At 29.8% G+C, this 16368-nt stretch carries 17 protein-coding genes and 2 rRNA genes; 6 read left to right on the top strand and 13 right to left on the bottom strand.

Annotated elements, in window-relative coordinates:
* The 4 genes from WAO74_RS05570 to cmk all read left to right on the top strand — a co-directional run.
* A 23S ribosomal RNA gene (locus tag WAO74_RS05570) occupies positions 1 to 444 on the top strand; the annotation flags it as partial.
* A 134-nt stretch (positions 445 to 578) separates the two neighbouring features.
* Positions 579 to 688: ribosomal RNA gene (rrf, locus tag WAO74_RS05565) — 5S ribosomal RNA — on the top strand.
* 232 nt (positions 689 to 920) lie between these two features.
* Positions 921 to 1943, top strand: coding sequence for a type IX secretion system protein PorQ (gene porQ, locus WAO74_RS05560; protein WP_422160234.1), 1023 nt, complete (start codon positions 921 to 923; stop codon positions 1941 to 1943).
* Positions 1944 to 2636: a (d)CMP kinase gene (gene cmk, locus WAO74_RS05555; protein ID WP_422160233.1), complete on the top strand. Its 693-nt coding sequence runs from the start codon at positions 1944 to 1946 to the stop codon at positions 2634 to 2636.
* A 113-nt stretch (positions 2637 to 2749) separates the two neighbouring features.
* Here the strand turns inward: cmk and WAO74_RS05550 are convergent, their stop codons facing one another.
* Together WAO74_RS05550 and WAO74_RS05545 are read right to left on the bottom strand one after the other, a co-directional pair.
* Complete coding sequence (locus WAO74_RS05550) at positions 2750 to 3379, bottom strand: 7-carboxy-7-deazaguanine synthase QueE (RefSeq protein ID WP_422160231.1); 630 nt, start codon at positions 3377 to 3379, stop codon at positions 2750 to 2752.
* Positions 3380 to 3382: 3 nt separating this feature from the next.
* The gene (locus tag WAO74_RS05545) at positions 3383 to 3835 is read right to left on the bottom strand and encodes a RidA family protein (protein WP_422160230.1); all 453 of its coding nucleotides are present in this window, start codon (positions 3833 to 3835) and stop codon (positions 3383 to 3385) included.
* Between the two features lie 214 nt (positions 3836 to 4049).
* Between WAO74_RS05545 and rpsA the strand changes: the two genes are divergently transcribed.
* Positions 4050 to 5900, top strand: a complete 1851-nt coding sequence (gene rpsA / locus WAO74_RS05540) for a 30S ribosomal protein S1 (protein WP_422160229.1) — start codon at positions 4050 to 4052, stop codon at positions 5898 to 5900.
* Between the two features lie 135 nt (positions 5901 to 6035).
* A complete protein-coding gene (locus WAO74_RS05535) occupies positions 6036 to 7367 on the top strand; it encodes a M24 family metallopeptidase (RefSeq protein ID WP_422160227.1) in 1332 nt (443 codons plus the stop codon).
* Positions 7368 to 7377: 10 nt separating this feature from the next.
* Here WAO74_RS05535 and WAO74_RS05530 read toward each other — a convergent pair whose 3' ends face one another.
* The 11 genes from WAO74_RS05530 to WAO74_RS05480 all read right to left on the bottom strand — a co-directional run bounded on the left by WAO74_RS05530 (position 7378) and on the right by WAO74_RS05480 (position 16368).
* Complete coding sequence (locus tag WAO74_RS05530; RefSeq protein WP_422160225.1) at positions 7378 to 7965, bottom strand: hypothetical protein; 588 nt, start codon at positions 7963 to 7965, stop codon at positions 7378 to 7380.
* 217 nt (positions 7966 to 8182) lie between these two features.
* On the bottom strand, positions 8183 to 8494 hold the full coding sequence (locus tag WAO74_RS05525) for a hypothetical protein (protein WP_422160223.1): 312 nt from the start codon (positions 8492 to 8494) through the stop codon (positions 8183 to 8185).
* Between the two features lie 168 nt (positions 8495 to 8662).
* On the bottom strand, positions 8663 to 8896 hold the full coding sequence (locus WAO74_RS05520; RefSeq protein WP_422160222.1) for a DUF6090 family protein: 234 nt from the start codon (positions 8894 to 8896) through the stop codon (positions 8663 to 8665).
* A gap of 31 nt (positions 8897 to 8927) precedes the next feature.
* Complete coding sequence (locus WAO74_RS05515) at positions 8928 to 9656, bottom strand: DUF6090 family protein (RefSeq protein ID WP_422160220.1); 729 nt, start codon at positions 9654 to 9656, stop codon at positions 8928 to 8930.
* 59 nt (positions 9657 to 9715) lie between these two features.
* Complete coding sequence (locus tag WAO74_RS05510; RefSeq protein WP_422160218.1) at positions 9716 to 10438, bottom strand: DUF6090 family protein; 723 nt, start codon at positions 10436 to 10438, stop codon at positions 9716 to 9718.
* Between the two features lie 41 nt (positions 10439 to 10479).
* Positions 10480 to 11166 carry a DUF6090 family protein gene (locus WAO74_RS05505; RefSeq protein ID WP_422160216.1) on the bottom strand — a complete coding sequence of 229 codons (687 nt, stop codon included), beginning with the start codon at positions 11164 to 11166 and terminating at the stop codon, positions 10480 to 10482.
* A gap of 35 nt (positions 11167 to 11201) precedes the next feature.
* Positions 11202 to 11900 (bottom strand): DUF6090 family protein, encoded by a 699-nt coding sequence (locus WAO74_RS05500; protein ID WP_422160214.1) that lies wholly within the window; start codon positions 11898 to 11900, stop codon positions 11202 to 11204.
* A gap of 71 nt (positions 11901 to 11971) precedes the next feature.
* On the bottom strand, positions 11972 to 12691 hold the full coding sequence (locus WAO74_RS05495) for a DUF6090 family protein (protein WP_422160212.1): 720 nt from the start codon (positions 12689 to 12691) through the stop codon (positions 11972 to 11974).
* Between the two features lie 156 nt (positions 12692 to 12847).
* Positions 12848 to 13600, bottom strand: coding sequence for a DUF6090 family protein (locus WAO74_RS05490; protein ID WP_422160211.1), 753 nt, complete (start codon positions 13598 to 13600; stop codon positions 12848 to 12850).
* A 46-nt stretch (positions 13601 to 13646) separates the two neighbouring features.
* Complete coding sequence (locus WAO74_RS05485; protein ID WP_422160209.1) at positions 13647 to 14414, bottom strand: DUF6090 family protein; 768 nt, start codon at positions 14412 to 14414, stop codon at positions 13647 to 13649.
* Positions 14415 to 14541: 127 nt separating this feature from the next.
* Positions 14542 to 16368 carry an ion channel gene (locus WAO74_RS05480; protein WP_422160207.1) on the bottom strand — a complete coding sequence of 609 codons (1827 nt, stop codon included), beginning with the start codon at positions 16366 to 16368 and terminating at the stop codon, positions 14542 to 14544.

Here is a 16368-nt window from a genome sequence, read left to right as displayed (position 1 = left end):
CCGGGGATAACAGGCTGATCTCCCCCAAGAGCTCATATCGACGGGGGGGTTTGGCACCTCGATGTCGGCTCGTCACATCCTGGGGCTGGAGAAGGTCCCAAGGGTTGGGCTGTTCGCCCATTAAAGTGGCACGCGAGCTGGGTTCAGAACGTCGTGAGACAGTTCGGTCTCTATCTGCTGTGGGCGTTAGAAATTTGAGTGGATCTGACTCTAGTACGAGAGGACCGAGTTGGACTGACCTCTAGTGCATCTGTTGTTCCGCCAGGAGCATTGCAGAGTAGCTACGTCGGGAAGGGATAAGCGCTGAAAGCATATAAGCGCGAAACCCACCACAAGATGAGATTTCTTTAAAGGGTCGTTGGAGATGACAACGTTGATAGGCTATAGGTGTAAAGGCAGTAATGTCATAGCCGAGTAGTACTAATAACCCATAGACTTATGTACGCTTCCAGAGCCTCGGCTCGGGAGAAACTCTTTTTAAAGTTAAATATTGAATTAATTCAGTATCTATACGAAACTTACAATATTATTTTATCATATGTCAAATCATACAGTTAAAGAAATTTAACTGAAATTTTTAGGGTGGTTATAGCATTGGGGCTCACCTCTTCCCATACCGAACAGAGAAGTTAAGCCCAATAGCGCCGATGGTACTGCATTTATGTGGGAGAGTAGGTCGCTGCCTTTCTTATCTTGATACAATCAAGATCTTTAAACCTCAATTCGTAAGAATTGAGGTTTTTTTATGCTATTAAGTCAAATGAATTCAACTAATTCAATACGCTGTTTGGATAAAATTAAACCGTATCTAGTTATATGCTTTCAGAAAGTTAATTTCTTTTTAATTAAATGGATCATTCTTTTTTTTATGCAATATTCTGTACTATTTTCGTTTTGTTTTTAATGTGGATGTTTTTTTAATGAAATTTAATATTATTTTTTTTGTATTTTTTTTAAGGTATTCAACTTTGATTGCTCAAGTTGGAGGAGATAATATTTATCAATTTTTGAATTTATCTAGTTCTGCTAGGCAAATATCTCTTGGAGGGGAAGTTTTAACCTTTTTAGATGACGTTAATCAACCAGAATGGAATCCAGCAGTTATTAACTCGGAAATGGATAGTAAACTTTCTGTGAATTATTCAAGTTATTTAGCTGGAATTAATTTAGGCTCTGTTTCATATGCCAGACTAATTTCTAGAAGGTTTGGGACAATTCATGGAAGTATAAAATATCTTGATTATGGTACTTTAATAGGTGCTGATGAGCAAGGTAATGAAACAGGGAATTTTGGGGCAAATGACTTGGCTATTTCTGTTGGCTATTCTCTTAACTTGCCTTGGACAAATTTTTTTCTAGGAGCTAATTTAAAATTAATTAATTCTAATATAAGTAATTTTACTTCAACAGGAATTGCTGCTGATATAGGCTTACTTTATTACAGTCCATATAAATCATTTTCCTTTACTTTAGTTGCTAGAAATTTTGGAACTCAAATCACCACTTTTAACGGAACAAATGAAACAATTCCTTTTAAATTGGCTTTTGGTGCTTCCTATAAATTAGAGTTTGTGCCATTAAAATGGTATCTGACTTTGGATAACCTTCAACAATGGGATGTATCTGTTGCAAATCCATCACAACAAACTATAGATTTAGAAGGAAATATAACAACAGAAGAAATTGGGTTCATTGGCAATACTCTGAGGCATTTTGTAATTGGTGCTGAATTATTTCCAGAGAGTTTAATCAATATTCGAATGGGATATAATTTTAGAAGAGCGGCCGAATTAAAATTACAAAATGTTAGAACTTTTGGAGGCATTTCTTTCGGATTCGGAATTCAAATGAATCGATTAAAGTTTAATTATGCATATTCTAAATTTCATTCGGCATCTAATGCCAGTACTTTTAGTTTAGAAATTGATTTAGATAAAAGATAAATGAACAGAAAAATTACCATTGCAATTGATGGTTTTTCATCAACAGGAAAAAGTACAATAGCAAAATTATTAGCAAAAAAATATAATTACATTTATGTTGATACAGGAGCTATGTATAGAGCTGTAACACTATTTGCTAAAATGAATAAGCTTGTAGATCAAGATTATTTAAAAAAGAAAGAGTTAATTTCTTGTTTAAATAGTATATCCTTAACTTTTCAATTTAACAAGGATCTTGGTTTTGCTGAAATGTTTTTAAATAAAAAAAACGTAGAAAAAGAAATTAGAACTTTACAAGTTTCTCAATTAGTTAGTAAAGTTGCAGCCATATCAGAAGTAAGAAGAAAGTTAGTTGCGGAGCAACAGCAAATGGGAAAAGATGGAGGAGTTGTTATGGATGGTAGAGATATTGGAACAGTCGTTTTTCCTGATGCAGATTTAAAGTTATTTATGACTGCATCTGCAGATAAAAGGGCGATAAGAAGGTATAAAGAATTAATAGATAAAGGTGATGATGTAAATTTTGAGGAAATACTTTTTAATGTTCAAGAGCGTGATAGAATTGATTCTACAAGAGAAGATTCTCCTTTAGTGAAAGCTGAAGATGCTATTGAGTTCGATAATTCTGATATGGGAATAGAAGAACAGTTTGAGCGCATTTGTAATTTGGTTGATAGAAAACTTTCGGAATAACTAAATGTTCATAAACTGGTTTAGCCCAGATTGAAGCATTTATTTGAGCTCTTTTTTGACTTTTATAGGCAAAAAAAGCGAGTGCTGAAAGCTGGAAATAGCTTCAAAAAAAATTAAGGAATATTCAAGTATTTATGCGTTTGTAAAGAAATTTTCCATTTCGGATTTTTCATTACATATTCAACAATTTGCGAAGTCATTTTTTCTTTTTTACTCCATTCTGGTTGCAAAAATAACTGACATTTTTTACTCACTTTAGCAGCTTGCTCTTCAGCAAAATCAAAATCAGAATTGTTGTGAATAATCATTTTTAATTCGTCTGCTTCTCTGTAAACTTCTTCTAAAGGTAATTTTGTTTTTTTAGGTGATAAACAAAACCAGTTCCATTTTCCAGAAAAAGAATAGGCTCCAGAAGTTTCTATATGCGTTTTTATGTTGTTTTTTTGAAGCAAAGTTGTAATATAATCCATTGACCACATTAAAGGCTCACCACCAGTAATAACAACAGTATTAGCGAATTTTTTTACATTTTCTACAATGGTGTCTGCTAAAGTTGGCGGGTGCAAATCTGCGTTCCAACTTTCTTTCACATCACACCAATGACAGCCTACATCACAACCCCCAACTCTTATAAAATAAGCAGCAGTTCCTGTGTGAGAACCTTCACCTTGTATCGTGTAAAATTCTTCCATTAAAGGTAGCATAATTCCTTTATCTACTAAATCTTTTGTCTTTTTATCCATCCTCTACTTTCTTGCAGCAACTACTTCAATTTCAATTTTTGCACCTGCAACTAAATTGGCTGCAAATGTAGTTCTTGCAGGTAAATTATTGGTAAAAAAAGTACGATAAATTGTATTCATTTTAGAGAAATCTTCTATATCTGCTAAAATTACGGTGCATTTTACAACATCTTTTAATGTTAAATTATGATGATTTAAAACAGCTTCGATATTTTTTAAAGTTTGATTTGTTTCGGCTTCAATACCACCTTCAGCCATTTTACCTGTGGTATGGTTTTTACCAATTTGGCCAGTTAAAAAGTAGATATTATCAACTTGAACTGTATCAGAAAAAGGAACATTTTGCCTATTTTCTTCATGAGATTTATGATATTTTATGATTGATGATGATTCGTTTTTGCATCCGAAATTCATTACTAGTAAAAAAAGTAGAACTTTTATTGTATAATTTTTCATAAAGTTTTGATTTTCAATACAAATATAATCAGAATAAAAAGAATTATTTTAAAGGTAAACAGTTAAAAATCAAAAGAATTTTGTAAATTTGCACTCCTTTTTACGATGACAGATTTAGAAAAGGAATGAAAGAAAACAATTTATAAAAACATCTCTTGACGTTTTTATCGTTAAAAATCTGAAAAACAACAAGATACAAATTTATTTTAGACACATGTCTGAAGAAACAAAAAACACTGAAGAGCAAGTAGTTGCTGCAGAAGTACAAGAAACTACAACTCCTGTAGTTGAAACAGTTGTAGAAACTGTAAATCCAGAACAATTTTTAGCAGATTTTAACTGGCACAAATACGAACAAGGTATTGAGGCTGTTGATGAAGCGAAATTAAAAGAGTTTGAAGAAGCTTTAAAAGGAACTATTGGTTTTGTAAATGAAAGCGATGTAATTGAAGGGACTGTAATTAGAATTACAGATAGAGATGCAATTATAGACATTAACTCTAAATCTGAAGGAGTTATTTCTTTAAACGAATTTCGTTACAATTCTGGTTTATCTGTTGGTGATACTGTAGAAGTATTAGTAGATAAAAGAGAAGATGCTTCTGGTCAATTAGTATTATCTCACAGAAAAGCAAGAGTAATTAAAGCTTGGGAAAGAGTAAACAATGCTCACGAAACTGGTGAAGTAGTTAACGGATTCGTTAAATGCAGAACAAGAGGTGGTATGATTGTAGATGTTTTCGGAATCGAAGCATTCTTACCAGGTTCTCAAATTGATGTGAAACCAATTAGAGATTACGATCAATTTGTAGAGAAAACAATGGAATTTAAAGTTGTTAAAATCAACCACGAATTTAAAAATGTTGTTGTATCTCATAAAGCACTTATTGAGGCTGATATTGAATTACAGAAAAAAGAAATCATTGGTCAACTAGAAAAAGGACAAGTATTAGAGGGTGTTGTTAAAAACATTACTTCTTATGGTGTATTTGTAGATTTAGGTGGTGTAGATGGTTTAGTGCATATTACAGATTTATCTTGGTCTAGAATCAATCATCCAAATGAGGTTGTTGAGTTAGATCAAAAATTAAACGTGGTAATTTTAGACTTTGATGATAACAAATCTAGAATTCAATTAGGTTTAAAACAATTAAACGCACATCCTTGGGAAGCTTTAGATGGTGAATTAAAAGTTGGTGATAAAGTTACAGGAGAAGTTGTTGTTTTAGCTGATTATGGTGCATTTGTAGAAGTAGAGCAAGGAGTAGAAGGTTTAATTCACGTTTCTGAAATGTCTTGGTCTACACACTTACGTTCTGCACAAGATTTCGTAAAAGTTGGAGATAAAGTAGAAGCACAAGTTTTAACTTTAGATAGAGAAGACCGTAAAATGTCTTTAGGTATTAAACAACTTCATCCAGATCCTTGGACAGATATTACTACTAAATTCCCAGTTGGTTCTACACACACAGGTACTGTAAGAAATTACACAAACTTCGGTGTATTTGTAGAGTTAGAAGAAGGAATTGATGGTTTAGTTTATATCTCTGATTTATCTTGGACTAAGAAAATTAAGCATCCATCAGATTTTGTAACTGTTGGAGATCAATTAAAAGTACAAGTTTTAGAGTTAGATGTAGAGAACAGAAAGTTAAACTTAGGTCATAAACAAACTCAAGAAAACCCTTGGGATGAGCATGAAGATACGTTCGCAATCGGTTCTACACACGAAGGTACTGTAAAAGAGAAAAATGATAAAGGAGCAGTAATTACTTTCGAAGATGGTGTTGAAGGTTTTGCACCTTCTAGATTCTTAGAAAAAGAAGACGGTTCTAAAATAGAAAAAGGAGATAAACTTCCATTTATTGTTTTAGAGTTTTCTAAAGAATACAGAAGAGTAGTAGTATCTCATACTTCTATCTTTAAAGAGCAAGAAAAGAGAAATGTTAAAGCAGCAGTTACGAAAGCAGCAGAAGCAGAAAAAACTACTTTAGGTGACTTAGGTGGTCTTGCAGATTTAAAAGCTCAAATGGAAGCTACAGCAGCTAAAAAGAAGAAAAAATAATTTTCTTAGAATAGCTAGTTTTAGTTGATATTTATAATATCTAAAAACCGTTACAAGTTGTAACGGTTTTTTTATTTGCCTTATTCTTATTTCAAATTCTATTGATTTATTATATTTGAATTTAAATCAACAGTAATGAAAACCAATTATTTACTTCTTTTAATAGTACCATTTTTTTTATTGAATTGTAGTGATGCAACTACAGAAAAATCAAATATTAATCCTACAGAATATTGGGGAGAAAATCCTTGGCCAGAAATAAGAAAAAAGAGAATAAATACACTTTTGCCAAATGCGTTAAAAGAAGCAAATGTAGACAGTTGGTTGGTTATTTGTAGAGAAAACAATAACGATCCTTTAGCAGATCATGTTGGAGGAGAAAACGCAGGTGGCACAGCAGCTTTTTTGTTTTATAATGATGATGAAGGGTTTCATTCCTTGGTTTTTTCTCCTTCAGGAGAATCTACAGCATTAGATGAATTAGATATTCATGATAAAGTAGTTTCTGTAGAAAGAGGAACATCTGCTATACAAATGGCTGTAGCTTTTATAAAAGAACAAAATTTTAAAACAATAGCAATTAATTCATCAATTTCTAATTCTACAGCAGATGGTTTAACGTATACGCAAAGAATGGAATTAGAAGAATTTTTGGGTAATGACAAAGAAAAGCTAGTATCTTCTACAGGTGTGGTTTATGAGTGGTTATCTATTAAACTACCAGAAGAAGTTGAAATTTTAACCAAAGCTGCAGAACTAACTGCAAGTTTTCAAATAGAAGCCTATAAACAGGTAATTCCTGGAAAATCGACAGACGCAGATATTGCGAAATTTTTAAAAGGAAAAATGGCAGAATATGGAGTAACAGATGGTTGGGCTTCAGACCAAAATCCGAATGTAAATTCAGGGCCAGATAGAGGACATTCTCATGCAACGAATAAAATAATTATGCCTGGAGATGTAATTCAAATTGATTTTGGTATTAAACTATATGATAGATGGGTAAGTGATATTCAACGTTTTGCTTACGTTTTAAAGGATGATGAAACTATAGCGCCAAAAGACATTCAATATTATTGGGAAAGTGGAAAAGCTGGAAGCAGAGCTGCTTTAGCTGCTATGAAACCAGGTGTAAAAGGAGTGGATGTAGACAGAGCTCAAAGAGTTTTAATGGAAAAAGCAAAATCTGAATATGTAATGTGGAGTACAGGACATCCTGTAGGTTATGTTGCTCACGATGTTGGTCCAAATTTAGGAGGCTCTCAAGCCTCACATGTTAGGCCTGCATCAGAAAAAGAATTAAAAGAAGGTATGACGTTTGCTTTTGACGGTTTTCATGCTTGGAAACTTGCAGACGGAAAAGAAAAAACAATTTCTGTAGAAGAAATGGCTGTAGTTACTAAAGATGGAGCAAAATATTTAACAAAACCACAAGAAGAGCTAATTTTGATATCTTCGAAACAATAATGATATAAATTTAGGTTAAAGAATAAGTTTTTATGTTTTTTGAAACTTTATTTCTAATCATATTTTCTGTAAAATACTTTATTGTTACATAACTTAATAAAGTGCCAATTAAAATACCAGACATCATGATCCAATTATATTTATAACTCGAAATAGAAGATAATGCATTATTAAAATCATAGTTTTCTAAAATTTCAAACGGGAATTTTAAATAACTTAATATTCCTGATAAAGTACTTTGATTTTGAGAAAAGATATAAATGAAAGAGAGCACGTTCCAAATAATTAGACCTACTATATTACCTATAAATAGAGCATAGCTATTTATGTAACTAGAACAGGTTTCTGCTTTAAAACTATTATGAGTTCTGCTATTCTTGCAACAAATATCTATATCAATAATTTTTTTAAGTTTCTTTAATTTAAAGTAATTATCAACCGAAAAATAAAAAAGTACAACAGGCGTGCTAATTATTAAGAATATAGCCATGGCAATTAGAATGAAAAAAACAACGTTTTCTGCTGTAGAAAATAATAGTTGAGTAGATAAATTCTCATTCAATTGATTTTGAACAATGGTTAAGATTGCGCTTGACATTTTTTAAGTTTTTACTCAAAAAAAATAGAGGATATTTTTGAGGAATTAGTTAGTTCTTTCAAATGTAGTTAAAAAAATGTTAAAATAAAATATTTTTTACTGAAAAACAGCAAGTTAGGGAATTTGAATAGTTAACTAATGGAATTAATAGGTGCTAATATTATATGTGTTTTATTTTCAATAAGTAGTTTTTGATGAATGTTTCTGAAGAATTTTATCATTGTAATTGATTTTCTAACATGGTAATTATTTTTTCAGTTAACGTTTTTGCTTTTTTATATTCTGTAGTTCTTTGGTCCATAAACACATAATAATCATCCAAATAATTTTCGAATTGAACACTTTGTAACAGATGCAAGTTGTTGTTTTGTAATATACTTTTTCCAATAGGAATGTCAGCATTATTTGTATTGTCTATTTGCCTTAAAGAAGCATTGTCTTTAATGTATTTTAGATAATCTTCAAAAGCTTTACTACTTAAAGTTAAAGCTTGATTTAAGTTGTCTTGTAATGTTTTCCAATCGTACAAAGATTGTCTAAATACATCATTATTAAGACTAGAGATTTTTCCTGAATTGTTTAAATCATTTAAAATAATAGATGTTGGAAAATAACTTGGATTTAGAATTGTTTTTCTAAGGATACTATCGAATTGTACTTCTGTAAATTCTCTTTTTTCAGTTTTGTTTAAAAGACTTTAAACAGTTTTCATAGAAACCAATGCACTATCAATATAGGTTATTCTTTCATCTAAATTTTTAATATTTTGTTGTAATTCTTCTTTCAGGTTTATCATAATCATTCGTTCTTGATTATTTTTCTGTCTGTTTTCATTCCAATTATTAATTTGTAAAGCAATTAAAATCCCAATCACCACCAACACAATTTCGCCAATAGCATATTTAAAGTATTTGGATGTTTTGTTTTCCATTAGTAAGTTTTGACGAATTTTTCGAAAGAATTTAATCATTTGCCAATTGATTTAAGTTTTTTTCAAGGATTGAGATTAAAACAATCGTATCATCTCTTAAAATTTCAAGTTGTTGTATTGCATCCATATTGATCCAATAATGAGCAGCTGCATTGCTAATATAAAATAATTTATTTGTTCTTAACTCCTTAGCTAGTTCTTGAGAACTTTGTTTTGGATATAAAAAAGTTGTTAAAGGTTCAAATTTCATCACATGATGTTCGTACGTAAATGGAGCGTCTAAAGGCAAAGCCCAATTTGTGGCAACTTGTATCCAATCAGCAACTACTTTGTGTTTTGTATAATGATTTACTATTTGATCTCTAACTTTTATATTACTGATAATTTGCAAATTTCCAGTGCTTGATAAATCGTCAAAAGTAGAAGTAGAAGAAGTAAAAACAGGATAAATACTACCGTATTTAAGATATTCATTTGCTTTTAAAATAAGTAATGAATCTGAAAAAGAAACTGATTTTAAGGCTTCTGAAAACTTTTTAATAGATGTTATACCTCTTTTTAAACCTTGAATTTTTCCGTTAAATAAGTCAAGATCTTCTTTGTTTTCCGAAATCAATCTTTTTACATATTCAATTTCTAAAAGTGATGCTTTACGGGCTTCATTCCAATTATTAATTTGTAAAGCAATTAAAATTCCAATAACTACCAATACAATTTCACCAATGGCATATTTAAAGTATTTGGATGTTTTGTTTTCCATTAGTAAGTTTTGACGGATTTTTCTGAAGAATTTTATCATGTACTATTAAATATGTTTTTTTATTTTCTTAATTCTATTTCATCAATAATTGATACCCTCAGCTTTTCAGCAGAAGTTATTAGGCGTCTAAACACTTCTCTACGATATATATTATTTAAATTTTGAGTAGTATTTATATAATTATCTACAGATAAATACGTTGCCGATTTTGGATTTTGTATCCAAGTTGTATCAATCTTTTTTAAATCTACTTGAGGTTTTTTCAGTTGCGATATCAAAAATTTTGCAGGATAAATATCTGGATTTTGCTCCCATAAGTTAGAAAGCATTAAATTTACACCTCTTATATATTCTATGTGTGCTTCAACACTGCTATAATATTTATTAATTTGTTTTTGTAAATTCTTATTTTGCATCGTATATAAACTACCAGAATTTATCATTTGATTAAAGGTGTTTCTTTGAATAGAAAGCTCATTCCAAAAGCCATCAGTTAAGGTAAAAACCAAATCAATTTCTTTTGCTGTGGTAGCTTTGTAAAATAATGTTATTCCTAATGCTGCGTCAATTTCACTTTTTGCAAAAAGGGAGTCTTGTCTTTTTAGGTTTGTAATATCACCTTCTACATCATTCTTAAGGTCAGTTAATAAAGCAACTTCTTTTTTTGAAAGGTTGTTGTTTTCATTCCAATTGTTAATCTGCAATGCAATTAAAATTCCTATTACCACAAGCACAATTTCGCCAATCGCATATTTAAAGTATTTGGATGTTTTGTTTTCCATAAGCAAGTTTTGACGGATTTTTCTAAAGAATTTTATCATCATTATAGTGTTTCAGATTCATTTCTTAAAGCATAAAGCAATTCAGTATTTTTAGCTTGTAATTGATTTAAAGCTTCATTAAAGCCATTTGCAAAATTACCGAAGAAACAATTTTTAATTTCGTAATCATTTAATACGGCCTTAATATCGATCTTATCTGTAGTTTTATAAAATTCCACGAATATATTGGGTACCTTTGATATGACTAGATTTCCTAATGCATTTTGTTGAATATGATACCGCTCTTGGGTATTATTAATGTGAGTCGTGTAATAATTATATGTCTCTAAAATTTTTCGTCTTATGTTAGAATTTTGAATAACTCTAATGTTACCTGTACTCTTCAGTTCATCTAAAGTGGTAGTAATGGGATTAAATTTAGGGACAGGTTTCCATTGGAAACTAAAATAAGCTACTAATGAATCTTCTGTAAATTGCTGTCCTTCAAAATACTGTACAAGTTTGTTTTTGGACTCCATTTGCTGGTATGACCTTTGTATAGATTCAGAAATGAAGATAGAATCTTGTTTCAGGTCTAAAATTAGTTCAGCTAAATAACGCTTCTCTAATTTTCTATCTTCATTTTGTTTATTCCAGTTACTAACCTGCAAAGCAATCAAAATTCCAATAACTACCAATACGATTTCACCGATGGCGTATTTTAGGTATTTTGAGTTTTTGTTTTCCATTAGTAAGTTTTGGCGTATGTTTCTGAATAGTTTAATCATATATCTGTATTACTTTTTAATTCTTGTAAAATCATTTCTGTTTTATTTAAAACCAATGTTGTTAATTCTATATATCTATTTACAGTATGTAATTGTTGTTGTTTCATGTTAATGAATTGAGTAATAACATCTTGAACGTTTTTATCTTTCCATAAATAAGCTTCTAAAAAACTGTTGTTAATTTGATTTGGTAAATAATATTTTGATTGATAAGTATTTAGCGTCTCAAAAAAGTAGTCTTTATTTCCATCAGAAACTGATTTTTCCGATTTTTGAAGGCGATTTAATTCCATCAATTCATTTGTAAGGTTATTTGAAAACAAATCGATATTACCACTAGAAATTAAAATACCAAAAGTATTGTCATTGTAATTATTAATAACTCGTAAACCACTATTGGTCGATTTTTTAATAAAATGATATATGGTATCAATATTAGGAGTTGAGTTATTTATAAAATTTAAAGTAGAATCTATATTTTGTTTATATTCAAAATTTATCCTCAAATTTTCATTTAATTGAATGGTATCATTGGTAAAATCAGTAATCAAATTTTTTATATAAGTTTGTTTTATTCTATTTTTCTTTTGATTTTCATTCCAATTGTTAATCTGTAAGGCAATTAAAATACCAATAACCACCAACACAATTTCGCCAATGGCGTATTTAAAATACTTGCTTGTTTTGTTTTCCATGAGTAAGTTTTGGCGTATGTTTCTAAAGAATTTTATCATACCTAATAGTTGGATTCGTTATGCCTTTGGCTTTAGTTAATTTCTTTATCTATTAAGCGTGAGACCGATTCAATTTCTTTTTTTAATTCTAAATAATAATCTTTGTTTAAATAACGAGAGGTAATTATAAAATCTACAAGTTCATTTTCTAATTCTTGAGATTGTAATAATTGAAGATTTCCAAGTTCAAATTTACTTTTACTAATACCGAAACCTTTCCATTTTTCGTCCATTAATAATTTTTTAGCATTGCCCTTAGCGTTCATAATAGCAATTACCTGCATTCGTACAACTGAATGTTCCTCTTCTTGAAATTTAATCTTAGTCAGTTTTCCGTTATAAGACGATAAAGCAAATTTTAATTCGTTATTAGTAAAAATAGCCAGTTTTCCAGAACTGATTATTTCATCTAATACTGCTTTATTAGGGCGATATTGTACCTCGAAATTTGTCATATCCATAGCAAGATCAGCAAATTCTTTTTCTGTAATGGTTGGATCATCAGGTCCCATAAGATTAGAAAGTTCTAAAGCTTTATCGCCATTAAAATTATTTCGTTCCATCATATTGTCCAATTCAATAAGATTGTAATTAAACTCTTCCTTTAGAGCGATTAGATAACCTTGTTCAATACTTCTGTCCTTTAAATTTTCATTCCAATTATTAATGCTTAAAGCAATTAAAATTCCAATAACCACTAGAATAATTTCGCCAATAGCGTATTTAAAGTACTTGCTTGTTTTGTTTTCCATGAGTAAGTTTTGACGGATTTTTCTAAAGAGTTTTATCATATTTATTGCCCGAAAAAGCGGGAATTTTTTGGTTAGTCTTTCTTTATTTTAGACTCATACAGTAGTTTGAGTGTTTTCAAATTTCACTTTTAATACATAGTAAACATCGATAAGGCGCTACAGTTGGTCAATTTCATTTTGTATTTCTTTAAGCAACACTTTCGCTCTATTTTTGCTTGTTTTAGCACCATAAATTCTCCAACCAGCATTATCTTTCACGTTTCTTAACCTCACAACAAGTCCTGCATCTTTTTTTATAGACGCTAAAGGATTTGTAATAAAGGGAACATCAAGTACGGTTAAATTGTACTTATTGTTAATATAGTTTTCATAGTCATCAACGAATTCATTTTTATACGATTCATCTCGTCCAAAAAACCATTTCAAATCGCTATAATACTTATTTAATTCGTTTTTTAACTTTTGATTATCTAATTTAGAATACAATCCTGAATTTTTTAATTCTTCCATGGCATAGGTTTGCACAATCATCATGCGTGGTTTTTGTATATAAAGAAATGATCTTTTATAAAATTCAGCGTCAAATGTTTTAGGTACAGGTCCTTCCCATATTGATGTGTTCATTAGTTTTATTGGGATAGTGTCTATTTCTTGTAAAGGAATTTCGGCCCATCTTAATACTTGATTTATTGAGTTATACCTGAAGTCATTAATTTCTTCTATTTCTTTCAAAAGGTCATAATCTTGTTGAATAGCTTTGGAAAGATTTGAAAGATTGGTTTTTATTTGAAGTTTCGTTAGCCGATCTTCATTCCAATTATTAATCTGTAATGCAATCAAAATGCCAATGACCACTAGGATGATTTCGCCAATGGCGTATTTGAAATACTTGCTTGTTTTGTTTTCCATTAGTAAGTTTTGACGGATTTTTCTGAAGAATTTTATCATAGATATGTTAGTTGATTGATTCCATTTCTTTTTTAATGATTGAAATAATTTCTTCAATTTTTTCCTTTACTCCAATTGATTGTTGATTTGTATATGCAGTGTTGCTAATCATTAATGCAATATGATCTTCAAAATCTGGATGCATCAATAAAGGTTGGAAGGCAACTTGTTCAAATAAATCCTTGATTAAGGTATATTTTTCAGAATTGCTTAACGTAAATGCTTTTTTAAATTCTGCATCATTAAGAAATTCTGCAATAATTTTGCCTATTTGATAATGTTCACTGACAAATGGAATCAACAAATTTTCTACATGATTAAAAGTTACGCGTTCTTCTTCTTGAACTTCACTTAACAAACTTGGAAAAGACGTTATTTTATTTCTCAATGTTTCATTTTTTAATAAATATAATCTCCCAGAATTATTAAGTTCGTTTGTTACACCCAATTCAGGGTCAAAAGTTGGTCTTGTAATCATTCTTGAAACTCTTAAATTAAAACTATCAGCTTCAATTTTATTGACATCTTTTTTTCTGTAATCCAAAAGTATGAAAGATGATTTTAGAATTTCTTGTCTTATATCGATTTTACTATTTAATTGATTTAAATTGTTGGTATATTCAATCAACAACTGATTTAATATTTGGTTTTCCTGTTTTGTATTTTCTTTATTTTGATTCCAAGTATTAATCTTTAAGGCAATCAAAATTCCAATCACCACCAACACAATTTCTCCAATGGCGTATTTAAAATATTTGGATGTTTTGTTTTCCATAACTAGGTTTTGACGGATTTTTCTGAAGAATTTTATCATTTTAATTAAGCAATTGAGACCTCTCGACTTGGCTCGAGATGACAAGATTAGATTCCTGAAATTTACGATTTAGTTTCATGAAATTTATTTAATTAAGAAGTTGACTTATTAGAGAAACAGAGAAAATAGTCAGCATAAACCAACCAATAAAACCTTGAATAATTGCTAAATATCTTGGTAATCCTTTTATGGGAATTTCTCCAAAACCAAGTGTTGTAAAGGTGTTTATAGAAAGCATTAAGGCATTTAGCATTTTGATAAAAATATCATAAAGAATGGCAATTACAAAAGCAATTATAAGCAAAGTTGATTTCCAAATGCGTTTAGACTTAGGTAAATCACTCCAAGTGCCTTTCATAATATCTACTCTTTTTAAAATACTTGCAGAAAATTTAGTGCCAGAAATTGCCCATTTATAAAGTGGGAGTGCAGTTGCAGTAAAAAACTTAGGAACCGTTTTTCCTTGTTGTTCTACTAAGGTTCTAAACTCATCAAACTCTAATAAATCCTCTTGTTGATGGTCTAAATACACTTCATGAATTCCAGCTTTTTTGTTCATGTAAGTAAAAAAGAACGCGTATCGATTCATAATTCGTTTTCGTCCATGTGCATCCCAAGAATTAGGAAACAGTAAATAGACAAAAGCAAAGAGCAGAATTACATACATGGAGAAAATAACCGCTCTTTCTGGTTCTGTACCATAGGCAGAAAAAACTTTTAAAAACTGATTAATTCGCCATTTAAAAAATGTTTTAAAGCTAGGGTTTTGTGAATACAAATAGCCAGAACGACGCGTTTCTAAACTCTTAATTTCTGTATATACCATATTGGCATATTCAGTGTCCATTTTTTCCTTATAGTAACTATAAAATTGACCTTTTAAGTTGTTTTCTTCTTTATAACTAGCTTTGTTTTTAACTCTAGCCATAGTAAAATAATTTTCTATGGTTTCTTTTGCATAAATTTCGCTACTAGCTATTTCTGGTTGCATATTGCTATCAAAACCATCGTCTGAAATTAATTTATTTTTAAATTGTAGCCAATCAATTTTAAAACTTTGATAAAGAGATTCTAATTCCATTAATACAAAATGTTTAAAGTCATTATCAATAATTTCAAAATTATGAGATTGATCGATTTCAGTAAAACTTAATACAGGACTGGTATTTAAAAATGTATTATTTTCTAGCTGTACAGCTTTATTTCCATTAGAAGTAAAATACAAGAATTGGCTACCTTCTATACTATTATTTACAAAAAAAATACCATTAGTTTTACGACCTCTAATTTGATGAGGTATAAAATTTTTATCACTGTTGTTACTCAAAAATCGATTATTAAAAAAAATCATTGACAGCTCTAAATCTTCACCATTGGTCGTATAATTATTGATATCAACTTTACCATGAAAAGAATTTTTAACCATTAATAGATGAACATTTCTTTTCCAAATTAGTGCTTTTTGTGCAGTAGGATTATTCTTAGTTATACGATAATTAAACTCTTTTTGAAATGTACAATTTAAGAATGTAGCACTTATGGTTTCTTTAAAGGATACTGTTTTTTGAAACTCTACATTTTGGATTAAAGCAAAATCAGGCCCTTCTGTTTCAGGGTTAAATTGTACGTTGTTGAATTCTAAATGTTTAGAAATTATTCTTGAAATCGGTTTTTCTTCTTTTGTAATAGAATCTTTATTAAAATAAAAATTAAAGAGGGTATTCGCCTTTATTGTAAAAACACTATCTGTTTTTGGATTGTATTTTATAAGAGCATCTTGTAGTTTAAATACAGAATCTTTTTCTTCTTCAATCATTTTAAAGAATTGAGAATAAGAATATTCTTTAAATTTAAATTCTTGAGAAAAGCTGCTGATAGAAAATAACACAGCAAATAGGATTAATATCTTTTTCAT

The sequence above is a fragment of the Polaribacter sp. genome, from assembly GCF_049276715.1.
GTDB lineage: Bacteria > Bacteroidota > Bacteroidia > Flavobacteriales > Flavobacteriaceae > Polaribacter.
Note: the sequence above shows the minus strand (reverse complement) of the source record. Positions and strands in the feature narration are given on the sequence as shown.

Excerpts from the sequence above, each read along its gene's own strand:
- porQ (WP_422160234.1), top strand. The coding sequence starts at position 921 with ATGAAATTTAATATTATTTTTTTTGTATTTTTTTTAAGGTATTCAACT.
- cmk (WP_422160233.1), top strand. The coding sequence starts at position 1,944 with ATGAACAGAAAAATTACCATTGCAATTGATGGTTTTTCATCAACAGGA.
- WAO74_RS05550 (WP_422160231.1), bottom strand. The coding sequence starts at position 3,379 with ATGGATAAAAAGACAAAAGATTTAGTAGATAAAGGAATTATGCTACCT.
- WAO74_RS05545 (WP_422160230.1), bottom strand. The coding sequence starts at position 3,835 with ATGAAAAATTATACAATAAAAGTTCTACTTTTTTTACTAGTAATGAAT.
- rpsA (WP_422160229.1), top strand. The coding sequence starts at position 4,050 with ATGTCTGAAGAAACAAAAAACACTGAAGAGCAAGTAGTTGCTGCAGAA.
- WAO74_RS05535 (WP_422160227.1), top strand. The coding sequence starts at position 6,036 with ATGAAAACCAATTATTTACTTCTTTTAATAGTACCATTTTTTTTATTG.
- WAO74_RS05530 (WP_422160225.1), bottom strand. The coding sequence starts at position 7,965 with ATGTCAAGCGCAATCTTAACCATTGTTCAAAATCAATTGAATGAGAAT.
- WAO74_RS05520 (WP_422160222.1), bottom strand. The coding sequence starts at position 8,896 with ATGGAAAACAAAACATCCAAATACTTTAAATATGCTATTGGCGAAATT.
- WAO74_RS05515 (WP_422160220.1), bottom strand. The coding sequence starts at position 9,656 with ATGGAAAACAAAACATCCAAATACTTTAAATATGCCATTGGTGAAATT.
- WAO74_RS05510 (WP_422160218.1), bottom strand. The coding sequence starts at position 10,438 with ATGGAAAACAAAACATCCAAATACTTTAAATATGCGATTGGCGAAATT.
- WAO74_RS05505 (WP_422160216.1), bottom strand. The coding sequence starts at position 11,166 with ATGGAAAACAAAAACTCAAAATACCTAAAATACGCCATCGGTGAAATC.
- WAO74_RS05500 (WP_422160214.1), bottom strand. The coding sequence starts at position 11,900 with ATGGAAAACAAAACAAGCAAGTATTTTAAATACGCCATTGGCGAAATT.
- WAO74_RS05495 (WP_422160212.1), bottom strand. The coding sequence starts at position 12,691 with ATGGAAAACAAAACAAGCAAGTACTTTAAATACGCTATTGGCGAAATT.
- WAO74_RS05490 (WP_422160211.1), bottom strand. The coding sequence starts at position 13,600 with ATGGAAAACAAAACAAGCAAGTATTTCAAATACGCCATTGGCGAAATC.
- WAO74_RS05485 (WP_422160209.1), bottom strand. The coding sequence starts at position 14,414 with ATGGAAAACAAAACATCCAAATATTTTAAATACGCCATTGGAGAAATT.
- WAO74_RS05480 (WP_422160207.1), bottom strand. The coding sequence starts at position 16,368 with ATGAAAAAGATATTAATCCTATTTGCTGTGTTATTTTCTATCAGCAGC.